The sequence below is a fragment of the Blattabacterium cuenoti genome (assembly GCF_014252115.1).
GTDB lineage: Bacteria > Bacteroidota > Bacteroidia > Flavobacteriales > Blattabacteriaceae > Blattabacterium > Blattabacterium cuenoti_AK.
Window position 1 is genome coordinate 22723 of sequence record NZ_CP059211.1, and the last position, 14205, is coordinate 36927.

9 protein-coding genes are annotated in these 14205 nt (G+C 22.5%); 6 read left to right on the forward strand and 3 right to left on the reverse strand.

The window, feature by feature from the left end:
• Complete coding sequence (gene truA, locus H0H44_RS00095; RefSeq protein ID WP_185871663.1) at positions 1–753, forward strand: tRNA pseudouridine(38-40) synthase TruA; 753 nt, start codon at positions 1–3, stop codon at positions 751–753.
• Positions 750–2510 carry an ABC transporter ATP-binding protein gene (locus H0H44_RS00100; protein WP_185871664.1) on the forward strand — a complete coding sequence of 587 codons (1761 nt, stop codon included), beginning with the start codon at positions 750–752 and terminating at the stop codon, positions 2508–2510. The genes truA and H0H44_RS00100 overlap by 4 nt, the downstream gene beginning before the upstream one ends.
• Here the strand turns inward: H0H44_RS00100 and H0H44_RS00105 are convergent.
• The gene (locus tag H0H44_RS00105) at positions 2500–3780 is read right to left on the reverse strand and encodes a peptidylprolyl isomerase (protein WP_185871665.1); all 1281 of its coding nucleotides are present in this window, start codon (positions 3778–3780) and stop codon (positions 2500–2502) included. The genes H0H44_RS00100 and H0H44_RS00105 overlap by 11 nt on opposite strands.
• Positions 3781–3842: 62 nt before the next feature.
• Here H0H44_RS00105 and lptB point away from each other — a divergent pair, with 62 nt between their 5' ends.
• Both lptB and H0H44_RS00115 read left to right on the forward strand, forming a co-directional pair.
• Positions 3843–4574, forward strand: coding sequence for an LPS export ABC transporter ATP-binding protein (gene lptB, locus H0H44_RS00110; RefSeq protein WP_185871666.1), 732 nt, complete (start codon positions 3843–3845; stop codon positions 4572–4574).
• A complete protein-coding gene (locus tag H0H44_RS00115; protein WP_185871667.1) occupies positions 4574–5197 on the forward strand; it encodes a thiamine diphosphokinase in 624 nt (207 codons plus the stop codon). The genes lptB and H0H44_RS00115 overlap by 1 nt, the downstream gene beginning before the upstream one ends.
• 15 nt (positions 5198–5212) lie before the next feature.
• On the opposite strand, the gene mdh is transcribed toward H0H44_RS00115, so the two are convergent.
• A complete protein-coding gene (mdh, locus tag H0H44_RS00120; protein WP_185871668.1) occupies positions 5213–6133 on the reverse strand; it encodes a malate dehydrogenase in 921 nt (306 codons plus the stop codon).
• A 99-nt stretch (positions 6134–6232) separates the two neighbouring features.
• Between mdh and gcvP the strand changes: the two genes are divergently transcribed.
• Complete coding sequence (gene gcvP, locus H0H44_RS00125) at positions 6233–9118, forward strand: aminomethyl-transferring glycine dehydrogenase (RefSeq protein ID WP_185871917.1); 2886 nt, start codon at positions 6233–6235, stop codon at positions 9116–9118.
• A 43-nt stretch (positions 9119–9161) separates the two neighbouring features.
• On the opposite strand, the gene tsaD is transcribed toward gcvP, so the two are convergent.
• Entirely contained in the window at positions 9162–10199 is a 1038-nt protein-coding gene (tsaD, locus tag H0H44_RS00130; RefSeq protein ID WP_185871669.1) for a tRNA (adenosine(37)-N6)-threonylcarbamoyltransferase complex transferase subunit TsaD, read from the reverse strand.
• A 27-nt stretch (positions 10200–10226) separates the two neighbouring features.
• Here tsaD and H0H44_RS00135 point away from each other — a divergent pair, with 27 nt between their 5' ends.
• The gene (locus tag H0H44_RS00135; protein WP_185871670.1) at positions 10227–14039 is read left to right on the forward strand and encodes a translocation/assembly module TamB domain-containing protein; all 3813 of its coding nucleotides are present in this window, start codon (positions 10227–10229) and stop codon (positions 14037–14039) included.
• Positions 14040–14205: the final 166 nt, after the last annotated feature.

Consider the following 14205-nt stretch of genomic DNA (forward strand, 5'->3'; position numbering starts at 1 on the left):
TTGAGATTTTTTATTGAATTATCTTATAATGGTAAACATTTTTTTGGATGGCAAATTCAAAAAAAAGTAAATACAGTAGAAGAAAAATTAGAATATTGTCTTTCAAAATTATTGAAAAGATCTATAAATGTTGTAGGTGCTGGAAGAACGGATAAAGGAGTTCATGCTAAACAAATGTTTGCCCATTTTGATTACGAAAAAAAAATTGGAAATAATTTTTTGTATAGACTAAATATTTTTTTACCCAAATCTATTAGAGTCCTCAATATTTTCCCAGTAAAAAAAAATATTCATGCAAGATTTGATGCTATCAAAAGAACATATAAATATTATTTAACAAAAGAAAAAAATCCATTCAATCAAGATTTTTCTTGGTATTGTTTTTATTCACTAGATATTAAAAAAATGAATACAGCTTCTCAAAAACTTTTGGGTAATAAGGACTTTAGTTCTTTTTGTAAAAAGAAAAGAACTAATGAAAATAACATATGTCATATTTATCATGCTTATTGGACGGAATATAATTCGGATGATAATAATATTTTATGTTTTACTATTGAAGCCAATCGATTTTTAAGATCAATGGTTAGAGTCATTATAGGTACACTTATTGATGTAGGAAGAGATAAAATTAGTATCAATGAATTTACAAAAATCATAGAATTAAATAATTCTGATTTTTGTAAATCAATAGTTCCTGCATGTGGATTATTCTTAAATCATGTTCTTTATCCAGAAGATATTTTTTTATGAAAAAAAAGTTGAATATACGAAAATCCTCTTTAAAACAATTGATTTTAATTAGTTTTAATTATAAACTTATATTAATATCAATAATTATTACTTCTATATTAATTTCTTTTATTTCTGCTTACCGTCCTAAATTAATACAAAAAGCTATAGACATTCATATTCTTTATAAAGATTTCTTGGGTTTAAAAAATATATTGATGTTGATAATTATGCTTCTTTTTCTAGAAAGTATATTTCACTTTATTTTATTATATCTATCTAATCTTTTAGCTCAAAATGTAATTGAAAAAATTAGAATTCTTTTATTTGAAAAATTACTATATTTTAAGAATTCTTTTTTTAACAAAACTCCAATAGGAAAATTGGTTTCTTATTCTGTATCCGATATAGAAACTATAACTGTAATATTTAATGATGGAATTTTACTTGTTTCTGGAGATGTTTTAAGGATAATAATGATTATTATTATGATGTATACAGTTCATCAAAAGTTATCTTTTATAGTTTTATTTTCTATTCCTTTTATGTATATCATTACTCGTTCTTTTCAAAAAACGTTAAAAAAAACGTTTCATGAAGAACGTCTTCAAACTTCACGATTAAATAGTTTTTTACAAGAAAATATCATAGGAATGTCTATCATTCAACTTTTTCATAAAGAAAGAGAAGAATATTCAAAATTTCAATTTATTAATCGAAAATTAATGAATGCTCATTTTAAGACTATTTTTTATTTTTCTATTTTTTTTCCTATAGTAGAAATACTATCTGCAGTAACAATAAGTATTATCATATTTTATGGAGGATTTTATGCAATTGAAATAGGAAATATTCAACCTGGTCAAATTATTGCTTTTATTTTTTTTATCTATCTTCTTTTTCGTCCTATACGACAGATAGCTGATAGGTTTAATATTATACAAAGAGGAATATCTGGAATAGAACGTATATTTTCCATATTAAATTCCGAAGAAGTTATTACTAATAAAGGAAATTTACGTTTTGAAAAATTAAAAGGACATATTCTTTTCAAAAATGTTCACTTTTCTTATATGAATGATGAAATGGTATTAAAAGGAATTTCTTTTGAGATTAACCCAGGAGAAAAAGTTGCTATAGTTGGATCAACAGGTTCTGGAAAATCTACAATTACTCATTTAATTTCTAGATTTTATGAAATAAAAAAAGGAAACATTTTGATTGATGGACATTATATTCAAGATATAGAACTAAAGAATTTGAGATCTCATATAAGAGTAGTATCACAAGATATTTTTTTATTTAACGATTCTATTATTAATAATATTACTTTAGGGGATCCGTCTATTAGTATAGATAAAATAGAAAAAATGGCAAAAAAAATAGGAATACATAATTTTATTACATCATTACCTAACGGATATAAATCTATAGTAAAAGAAAGAGGAAATTTACTTTCTCTTGGAGAAAAACAGTTGATTTCTTTTTTAAGAGTTCAAATGCATCCTTATTCTATACTTATATTAGATGAAGCAACAACATCCTTAAATAAGGAGTTAGAGAAAATAATTTATTCTGCTACAGATTTTTTAACTAAAAATAAAACTTCTATCATCATTACTCACCGTATTTCTACATTAGAAAATGCTGATAAAATATTAGCTATTGATAAAGGGTATATTGTAGAAAAAGGAACCCATAAAGAGTTAATTCAATTAAATGGATATTATGCTGGATTGTATAAAGAAACTTTAACAAGAAAAATTTTTAACAGTTAATTTTAACGTAATAAGTTTTTTTTAGTATATCCTTTGCCCAATTTTTTATTTTTTCTTTTTTTTTGATGCTTGTTAACAAATTTTTTAACGTAGTATAATTTTCTTCTAAGGAATAAGGTTTAGATGGAATATCATCTAATAACTTGATCATAACAAATGCTTCTTTTCCATTTATAATTTCTTTATAAGGATTAGTAATTTTTCCTTTTTTTAAAGAAAGTAACACTTTCTTCATATTTTTTGATAATTGATTTTCTTCTATCCATATTTTATTTTGGACTATTACATCTACAATTTCATTATGATTTAATAAATCTGGTATTTTATCTAAATTTATTTTGTGATTACTAATACGTTTTCTAAATAATTTTGCAAATGATTTTGCTTTATATAATTCATATTTTGAATACTTAGGTTTAATTAGTATTTGTCTAAAATCAATTTCATCTTTATTTTTATTTTCCAATTTAATTAGATGAAATCCTAAATTCGTTTCAAAAGGTTCAGATATTTCACCTTCTTTTAAAAAAGAAATAGAGTGTTGAAATTGTTCTGGTAAATTTTTGATTTTCATTCCCTTTATTAAACCACCTTGTAATGCTGAAGAGTCATCTTCAGAAAATAAAATAGCTTTAGTAGAAAAATCATTATCAAAATATAATATTTCTTTTTTGATTTGATTTAAAAAATCAATTATCTTTTTTTTGTCAATATTACTTAATTTAGGATATAGTATTATATAAGAAATACACATTTTTTTTGGAGTGAAAGGTATTTGATTTTTTTTTTGTGTAAAGAAATATTTTATTTCCTCGGGGGTAACTTCTACATCATCTGTTATTTTTTTATAGAATTTTTCTATATATTGTTGATTTTTAATATTCTCATTCAATTTTTTCAAAAATTCCTTATCTTTAAGTTGAATCAAAAATTGTTCTTGATTGATATATTTATTTTTTATTTCTGATAAAAAAACTTGACTCATATATTCTAATTCTTGATCACTAATTTGTATGCTTTCATCTTTTTTTGCATGAAAAAGTATTAATTTTTTTATAATGAAATCATTTATATTTCCGTTAGTATGGCATAACGATTCTTTTTCATCATTATTTCTGATTTCAGAATCTAAAATAATTTCATCTCCAATTATTATTGCTATTCCGTTCAGTTTTTCTAAACTAGAAGAATACGAAAAAAAACATACAAGGAAACATATAAATACAATAAAAAAACATTTTTTAATAAAAATAAAAAGAATATTTTTCATACACATGTATGTTGTGTTTATGTGTAAAATACATAAAAAAAATTAAAAAAACTATTGACATTATGGCTTTGAAAGTTAATAATATATATAAAAAATATAAAAGAAAATATATCGTAAAAAATGTATCAATTGAGTTGAATAAAGGAGAAATAGTAGGTTTGATTGGACCTAATGGAGCAGGAAAAACAACTTCTTTTTATATGATTGTAGGATTCATTAAACCAGATAGAGGAGAAATTTTTATTGATAATCAAAATATCACATCGAATCCTATGTATCAACGTTCTAAAAAAGGAATTGGATATTTAGCTCAAGAACCATCTATATTTAGAAAATTATCTGTGGAAGATAATATTTTATGTGTGTTAGAAATGCAAAAAATATCAAATATTGAAAAAAAAAATATAACAGAAAAACTCATTGAAGAATTAGGATTACAGAAAGTTAGAAATAATCGTGGGGATCTTATTTCCGGAGGAGAACGAAGACGTACTGAAATTGCTAGATGCTTAGCTATAAATCCCAAATTTTTTCTTTTAGATGAACCTTTTTCTGGAATAGATCCAATTTCTACAGAAGAATTAAAAAAAATAATTATTTCTCTTAAAAAAAAAAATATAGGTATATTAATAACAGACCATAATGTTCAAGAGATTATTACGATAACAGATCGTATTTATTTTATGTTTAATGGAAGGATTATAAAAAATGGATCTACTGTAGAAATTATACAAGATTCTATAGTGAGAAAAATTTATTTAGGAAATAAAATTATAAATTTAAAGAACGAATAATGAATCATAGATTTAATGGTCCGGAAATAGGATTATTTTTAAATGGAGAAATTCCTTCTTTTTTTAAAAGAAAAAAATCTTATCAAAAAATATTTGCAGTAGATGGAGCCTTTTACTATTTAAATAAATTTGGTATTCTGGTAGATTATGTTATTGGAGATTTTGATTCTATTTTAAAAAAGGATATTCCTTTAGAAACTCATTTATTAGAAACTTATGATCAAAAATATACTGATTTTGATAAGGCTTTAAATATTATTTATAACAAAGGGTTTTTTAATATAAATGTTTGGGGGGGGAGCGGAATGGAACAAGATCATTTTTTAGGTAATTTATCTACAGCTTTAAAATACAAAAATAAATTATCTATTATATTTCATGATAAATATCATTTTTATTTTTTTTCTGATAAAAAAACCTCTTTTTATCATAAAAAAAATAAAAAAATATCTTTGTTTCCATTTCCTAAAGTAAATGGATTATGCACTTACGGACTTAAATATTCCATAAGGAAAGGTTCATTGAAAATAGGGAAAAACATAGGCATAAGAAATGAAGTATCAAATCAAAGAATAAAAGTAAATTATAAAGAAGGAGAATTGCTAATATTTATAGAAAAATAAATAATATTTTTTAAATCATATAAATTTATCAATCATACTTTTTACATGATGAAAAGATTTCTTCAGAAGATTGTTTTCTTTTTGATTTAATTTTAATTCTATTATTTTTTCTATTCCATTTTTCCCTAAAATAACTGGAACTCCCAAATATATGCCTTTTAATCCGTATTGCCCTTTCAAAAAAGCAGAACATAAAAAAATACGTTTAGAATCTTTCAAAATAGCTTCCACCATTTCTACAATAGAGGCGCTAGGGGCCATCCAAGCTGATGTTCCCAATAAATTGATTATTTCCTCTCCTCCTTTTTTTGTTTTTTCAATAATTATATCATTTTCCTCTTCTGATAAAAATTCTTTAATAGGGATTCCTGATATAGATGTATATCTATATAAAGGAACCATTGTATCTCCGTGTCCTCCTAATAATAAAGATTGTATATCAATAGGAGAAATGTTTAGTTTTCTTGATAAAAAAAAACGATATCTAGCAGAATCTAATATTCCAGCCATTCCAATTACACGATAAGAATCTATTTTTGCAGTCAAATAACTCACGTATGACATAACATCTAGTGGATTTGACACAATAATTAATTTAGCTTTTGGAGAAAAAAAAATAGATTTTTTAGTTACATTGCGAATGATTTCTGCATTAATCTTAACGAGGTCATCTCTTTTCATTCCAGGTTTCCTTGGAACACCACAAGTGATAATTATGATTTCCGAATTTTTAGATTTTGAATAATCATTAGTTGTTCCAATAATTTCAGTATTTGATTTTATTATGGAAAGCATTTGATAGATATCTAAACTTTTTCCTTCCGAAATTTTTTCTCTAACATCTAGCAAAACAATTTTTTTTACTATGTCTTTTTGAGCTAATAAACTAGCACAATAAGCTCCTACATTTCCTGCTCCAATAATAGTTATTTTCATTTTTATTTCTTAAATATAAATGATGATAAAGCTTATTTATTTATCTACATTTGTATGTTGTAATGTATCAAAGATAAACACAATTTTATTTCCATGAAAATGAAAGAAAATTACATTAATAGAAAAAAATTCCATTTTAGACATATAGGACCGTCTTATGAAGAAATTAAAAATATGTTAAAAGAATTGCAGTATTCTTCTATAAATGATTTTATAAATAAAGCTATACCCAAAGAAATACGTTTAAAAAAAAAATTAAATCTACCCAATTCTATTTCTGAATATGAATATTTAAACCATATTTATAAAACTGGTAAAAAAAATAAGATTTTTCGTTCTTATATAGGATTAGGATATAAGAATACTATAACCCCAAGTGTTATACAAAGAAATATTTTAGAAAATCCTAATTGGTATACTCCTTATACTCCTTATCAATCGGAAATATCTCAAGGTCGTTTAGAAGCTTTAATTAATTTTCAAACTATGATTTCAGATTTAACCGGAATGAAAATTAGTAATGCTTCTATGTTAGATGAATCTACAGCTGCAGCCGATGCTATGTTCATGATTTTTCAAGAAAAAAAAAAGAAAAAACAAATAAATAATAATTATTATTTTTTCATTTCTAATGAAATACTTCCACAAACTGTTTCTGTTTTAAAAACAAGATGTTTTGGTTTAGGTATAGATATTATATGTGATAATCATAAAAATTTAAAAATAAAATATAATAATAAAAAAATATTCGGGTTAATAGTATCTTATCCTTCCAGTTTAGGAGAAATATTTGATTATACTGAAACAATTGAATACGCAAAACGTCATAATATATCAGTGATAGTTTCTGCTGATCTTTTATCTCTGTCCCTGTTAAAACCTCCTGGAGAATGGGGGGCTGATGTGGTTATAGGTTCTAGTCAATCTTTTGGTATTCCTATGGGATATGGAGGCCCTCATGCTGCTTTTTTTTCTACTCATGAACAATATAAACGTTTTCTTCCAGGAAGAATTATTGGAATATCTGTAGATGAAAGAAATAAAAAAGTTTTTCGTATGTCTTTGCAAACAAGGGAACAACATATAAAAAGAGAAAAAGCAACTTCAAATATTTGTACATCTCAAGTTTTTCCTGCTATAATGGCTTCTATGTACGCTTTATATCATGGGAAAAAAGGATTAATAGAAATAGCAAAATGTATTCATAAAAACACTAAAAAATTAGAATTTTTATTAGTTAATAACATAAATAATATTTTTCAAATAAACAATTTTTATTTTGATACTATTAGAATTAAAACAGATTATATAGAAAAAGTAAAAAAAATAGCAGAACGTAAAAAAACAAATTTTAGATATATAGATGAAAAACATTTAACTATTACTTTAGACGAAAGTACATGTCAAAAAGATATAAATCATATTTTATCAATTTTCTATGAAGCACATAATCAAGATAAAAAAACGAAAATAAAATATCATACAAATATTCATAATGAATATAAGATTCCTTCTTTCTTTAAAAGAACTTCTAATTTTTTAGAACACGAAGTGTTTCGTAAGTTTCATTCAGAAAATGAGATTATGCGTTATATAAAAAGATTAGAAAAAAAAGATATATCTCTGACTCACTCTATGATTCCACTAGGTTCGTGTACTATGAAATTAAATGCTTCTGCAGAGTTATTTTCTTTAAGTCAACATGAATGGAAAAATGTTCATCCTTTTGTCCCTAAAAAACAAGCAATGGGGTATCATTTTATTATTAAAAGTTTAAAAAATTTTTTGAAAGAAATCACTGGATTTTCTGGAGTTTCATTACAACCTAATTCAGGTGCTCAAGGAGAATATGCAGGACTCATGGTTATAAAACATTATTATCATTCATTAAAAGAAAATCAAAGAAATATAGCCTTAATTCCTTCTTCTTCTCATGGGACAAATCCAGCTTCAGCAAACATGGCAGGACTAAAAGTCATATTGGTTTCTACAAATAATGATGGATCTATTAATAAAAATGATTTATTAAATAAGGTGAAAGAAAATAAAAATTCATTATCTGTATTAATGATTACTTATCCATCTACTTATGGTATATATGAGAAAAATATTCAGAATATTATAAATATAATTCATGAAAATGGAGGGCAAGTTTATATGGATGGAGCAAATATGAATGCTCAAGTAGGTTTAATGAAACCTGCATATTTAGGTGTTGATATTTGTCATCTTAACCTTCATAAAACTTTTGCAATTCCTCATGGAGGAGGAGGTCCTGGTATGGGACCTATTTGTGTAGCTTCACATTTAAAACCTTTTTTACCGAATCATCCTTTTCAAACTCAAAAAGGTAAAAATAACAAAAAAACATTGACTATTTCTTCTTCTCCATATGGTTCTTCTTTAATCTTGACAATTTCTTATGCTTATATCCGTTTATTAGGACCAGATGGTCTTAAAAAATGTACAGAAATATCTGTATTGAATGCAAATTATATCAAAGAAAAATTGAAAAAATTTTATAATATCCTATATATAGGAGAGAATAATATTGTAGCACATGAATTAATTATAGATTGTAGAATTTTCAAACATATGAATATAGAAGTTGTAGATATAGCAAAAAGAATGATGGATTATGGATATCATGCCCCTACTATATCTTTTCCTGTAGAGGGATGTATGATGATAGAACCCACAGAAAGTGAATCTAAGGAAGAATTAGATCGTTTTATTGAAACTCTTATTAGTATCAGACAAGAAATTAAGGAAATCGAAAATGGAAAATATTCCAATAAAAATAATGTATTAAAAAATGCGCCACATAGTATAGATGTTTTGACTCAGAATGAATGGAAATATCCTTATAGCAGAGAAAAAGCTGCTTATCCTTTATATTGGATTAAAAATAGAAAATTTTGGCCGTCTGTAAATCGTGTTAATGATGGGTATGGAGACAGAAATTTAATATGCAAATGTACATAGAAATATTAGGTAATATTATAAAAATAATTTTAACAGAAATGATTTATAATGAAAATGTTTTGAACTTTGAATACGGTGTAACATGAAGAGAATCAAATATGTTTCTTTCATATTTAAATAATCCTGTGATGGCTATCATAGCTCCATTATCAGTTGTGAAATTTTTATTTGGAATAAAAATTTCATATTTTTTGTGTTTTTCTGCAAAAGACATAAATGTTTTTCTAATCTCATAATTAGCGGATACTCCTCCCGCTAAAACTATTCTATAAATACCTGTATAAATAACAGATTTTTTCACTTTTTCTAAAAGAATTTCTGCTATAATTTTTTGTATGGAAGCACAAATATCAGATAAATTATGTTTTATAAACAATGTATTTTTTTTTAATTTTTTTATTATAAATTGTGAAACATCATTTTTAAATCCACTAAAACTAAAGTTCAATCCGTTCACTATGGGTTTTGAAAAAGTAAATTTCTTATTATTTCCATTTTTAGAGAAAAATTCTATCATAGGACCACCCGGATAATAAAACCCTAACATTCTAGCAACTTTATCTAAAGCTTCTCCTACAGAATCATCTAAAGTAGTTCCCAATATTTCCATTTGAAAAAAATCATTTACTTTAATAATTTGAGTATGACCTCCACTTATAACTAAACTTAAAAATGGAAATTTTGGATAAGAATTATTAACATTCGCATTTCGTATAAAATGAGAAAGTATATGAGCTTGTATATGATTTACAGTTAATAAAGGTATTTCTAATCCCATAGAGAATGATTTTGCGAAAGAAGCTCCTACTAGTAATGAACCGATTAATCCAGGGCCTAAAGTAAAAGATACAGCATCAATTTGATACCGTGTAACTCTCGCTGATAAAAAAGCTTTTTTTACTGCTTTTGTAATATTTATGTCATGTAATCTTGAAGCTAATTCAGGAACCACTCCTCCATATTTTTTATGAATTTTTTGATGAATTATAATATTGGACAACACATCTCTACCTCGTATAATAGAAACACCTGTATCATCACATGATGATTCTATTCCAAGAATTACTGGTTTTTTTTTCATAAATATAAAATAACAATATCTTTGATAATGAATAATGCTTTTCTCTACAACAAAAAAATAAAAATATTTATTTTATTTTTTTTGCTAGGTTTGTTTTTTTTTTCTAAATATAAAGAAGAAGAAATAAAGGAAAAAGTTTATACATTTTTTTTTAATTTTTTTTTGAAAAAAGTAAGAAATAATTTAAATGAAAATATTATTATAAAATATGCCTCTATTAATTTTTTGGAAAAAAAATTTATTTTACATGATATAAAAATTATAGATCATCATCGTTTTTCTTTTATTCATTTATCTGAATGTCAAATATCTATCGATAGTAATTTACTTTATTTTATTTTTATAAATTCGGATCATTTAAAAATAAAAAATATTTTTATTGAAAATTTTTCTTGTTTTATAAAAAAATATTCACGAGAAAAAGAAAATAATCTTCTTTTTTTTATTAGAAATTTTCGGATTCAAAATAGATTAAACAAGTCTAATATTAAGTTTATTAGCTGTTCAAAGCTTACAATAAAAAAATCATATTTATATTATAAAAATATAGATTCTAACAAAAAATTAGAACATTTCTTTTCTATTTCTGCAAAAAAAATTAAAGTTGATAATAAAAATAAAAAAATAAAAGCTTCTATTTTTTCTTTTCAATCTAAAGAATTAAAAAATAAATTTCCTACAATAGAAAATATATTTTGTGATATCATATTATATCATTATCCTTATAAAATTAAGGTTTACAAGTTTTTTATAGAAACACCTGAAAGTTATTTAAAAGGAGATTTTAGTTTTTCTCAATTTCAATATAAAAAAAATCCGATTTTATTTCCGAAAATACACATACAATGCAAAATCTATAAGGGATCAAAATTAGGTTCAGACATAGGGGTTTTTTTTTCAAAAAAATGGAATTTCTCTACTAAAGTATTTATACATGGTAATATTCATGGTAAATTGAATCATAAAGAAAAAATATTTTTTCTTTATGATTTTTTTATAAAAAATGCAAGAAATAAATTATTTTCAAATAAAATATATATTATTTACAAAAATAAAAAATGTAAAAAAATAAAATTATTTAAAACTTTTATACAATTTAATCCTCATGATATAAAAAAAATAATTCCGTATGATTTTGATTCTAAATTAGAATATTTAAAATTTTTTTTGAATTTAAAACAATGTTTTTTATATAAAGGAGATTTTACTTTTTCCTTACTTGGAAATAGTAAAAATTTTAAAATAAAAGGAATTGTTAAAAATCATTTTTTTTTATCTAAAATATATACTTATGTTGATTGTTATAAAAACCAATATAAAGGAAAAATTTTAACAGAAATAAAGTTTTTTACTAAGAAAAAAAAAACTGAAGAAAAAAATGGATTTATTCCGTTCTCTTCTTTCATTTATAAGAAATTATCTAATTTAGATAGTATGAGTTTTAAAGGAACTTTTTCAAGTTTTTTTTTAACTCTATTTTTTTCTCATTCAAAATATAAAATGAATTTTATAGGAAAAATATTTCCGTATTACCCAAATATATTTATTGACGTCTATAATAATAAAACCAAAAAAAATATCAAAATAATATTTTATGATAATCAATTTTTTCAAAAAATCAACATAAATATATATGATATTATTATCGGTCATATTTCCATATACAAAAAATATAAAAATTCATTTAAAATTTCTTGTCCAAAAAGAAAAGAAATTCAAGGTACCAACTTCAATTTTTTGATTAAAAAATCTTTTTTTGATTTAATCAAATTAAAAACAAATAGAAATACATTTTCTGACATTAAAATTTCAGGTGAGAAAAAAGGTAATATATTTAAAATCATTTTTTGTACAAAAAAAATACAATTAAATGATTTTTTTATTAAAAAATTATTTATTACGTTAGATAATTATACGATAGTAGATAATTTTATGATAAAAAGAATTAATATTCATGCAGAAAAAATTTTTTACAAAAATTTCTCATCTAGAACAATAAATATATTCATTTTAAATCAAAAAAATTTTTGGATAATAAATTCTAAATTTTTTTTCACATTAAACAATCAAAAATATGAAAAACAAATATTAAATTTTCTTTGCAAAAAAGAAAAAAATTTCTTTTTCCTCTATCCTTTTATTTCTACTAAATTGAATCTCAATGGAGATAATTGGATGATTGATTTTGATTATTGTTATCCTAACTTAGGTATTATAAAAATTGATTTAATCAATCAAAAATATATTGTTGATAACCTTATTTTTTATTCAAAAAAACAAAAAATTTTTATTAATGTAAATTGGACTAATGAAAAAAAAATACTTCAATTTTATATAAAAAATGTACAATTAAAAAAAATTTTATATAAAAAGTATAATATAAATGGTTTAATCAATGGTTTTTTTATATATAAAAATATTTATAATCAAGTTAATCCCAATATTAATATAGAAATTAAAAGTTTTTCTATCGGAAAAATAATTTTAGGAAATTTTTCTATTTATTCTTTTCATAGGAAAAAAAGTAGTTATGAACTTGTTGGAGTTATTAGAAAAAACTCTTGTAATTTTTTGAAATTATTTGGAAATATTAAAAATGAATCTAATAAGAAATCTAAACTTGATTTAGATATAATAATTCCAAGTTTAGAAATAAATAATTTTTCTTCTTTATCGTTTTTAAAAAAAATAAATAGTGAAGCAAATGGAATTGTAACAGGAAAAATACAAGTTTCCGGTTATTTAAATGATCTTCATTACTCCGGTAAATTAAAAATTAAAAATTTTGGAATAAAAAACAATTCTGAAAATACAAATTATAAAATAAAAAATCCAGTTTATATTAATATTTTTTCTAAACATTGTACGTTATCTTCTTCTTATTTTGAGGATACAAAATATAAAACAAGGGGATGTATTAATGGTTTTTTTTTACATAAAAATCTTATCCAATGGGATTTGATGAAATTTTATATCAATACTAAAAATTTACTTGTTTTAGATTTAGATGAAAAACAAAATAAATTTTTATTCGGAAAAATATTTTTTAATGGAAAAGTTCAAATAACAAAAAAGGAAAACCATATTTATATTTATATGAATAATGGAAAAATTTTAAATTTTTCTCATTTATATATTAATCCTTCTTTTCAAGAAAAGAATGTTAAAAAAAAATTAAATACAAATAAAGATAAAAATTGTTATTTATTTATAAATGTAAATACTTTAATAGATAAAAATACAAGAGCATCAATATTTTTAGACGAAAATCATTTCATTGAATTTAGAGGAGAAGGTTTTCTTTTTATAAAAAAAACGTGTGAAAACGATACACACTATAATGGTAAATATTTTGTAAAAGATGGGTTATATCATTTTTATAAAAAAAATACATTTCCAATAAAATTAGAAAAAAAATTTAAAATAAAATCAGGGGGTTCTATTAGTTGGAATAATAATTTCTACCAATCGAATATTAACCTCATTGTTTATGATACTAAATATGTATATAATGTTGTTGAATATATGAATTTGATAAAAAAAAATCCAAAAGTCCATAAAAATAATATGATTCTCACAGAATTAAGAATTCATATTTCTGGTAATTTTCAAAAACCTAACATTAATATGGAAATTCTATTTCCCGAAAGTAATGAAGAGATTCAAAAAAAATTATCGGATAAATTAAATTCTTTTGAGGAAAAAGAAATACAATTTTTATCTATTTTAATATTAGGTAAATTCTTATTAAAAAATGAAACCATAAAAAATTTTATATATTTTTCTATATATGATATTTTTTTAAAGAGATTAAAAATTAAAAATATATTATCATCATAAATAAGAAGTAAAAATATTTATTCAATTATGAATCATTAGTTTTAATTATAGATATAATTATAATTTAAAAAAAAATGAACTTTACTAAAAAAAAGTAAAATATTAAAATATTATCAATATTATTTTGGAGGTTAAATGAAATTCATTTATAATAAAAAAAACAAAA

What these genes read in the sequence shown, in the direction of transcription:
- H0H44_RS00100 (WP_185871664.1), top strand. Translation starts at nt 750, where the DNA reads ATGAAAAAAAAGTTGAATATACGAAAATCCTCTTTAAAACAATTGATT.
- H0H44_RS00105 (WP_185871665.1), bottom strand. Translation starts at nt 3,780, where the DNA reads ATGAAAAATATTCTTTTTATTTTTATTAAAAAATGTTTTTTTATTGTA.
- lptB (WP_185871666.1), top strand. Translation starts at nt 3,843, where the DNA reads ATGGCTTTGAAAGTTAATAATATATATAAAAAATATAAAAGAAAATAT.
- H0H44_RS00115 (WP_185871667.1), top strand. Translation starts at nt 4,574, where the DNA reads ATGAATCATAGATTTAATGGTCCGGAAATAGGATTATTTTTAAATGGA.
- mdh (WP_185871668.1), bottom strand. Translation starts at nt 6,133, where the DNA reads ATGAAAATAACTATTATTGGAGCAGGAAATGTAGGAGCTTATTGTGCT.
- gcvP (WP_185871917.1), top strand. Translation starts at nt 6,233, where the DNA reads ATGAAAGAAAATTACATTAATAGAAAAAAATTCCATTTTAGACATATA.
- tsaD (WP_185871669.1), bottom strand. Translation starts at nt 10,199, where the DNA reads ATGAAAAAAAAACCAGTAATTCTTGGAATAGAATCATCATGTGATGAT.
- H0H44_RS00135 (WP_185871670.1), top strand. Translation starts at nt 10,227, where the DNA reads ATGAATAATGCTTTTCTCTACAACAAAAAAATAAAAATATTTATTTTA.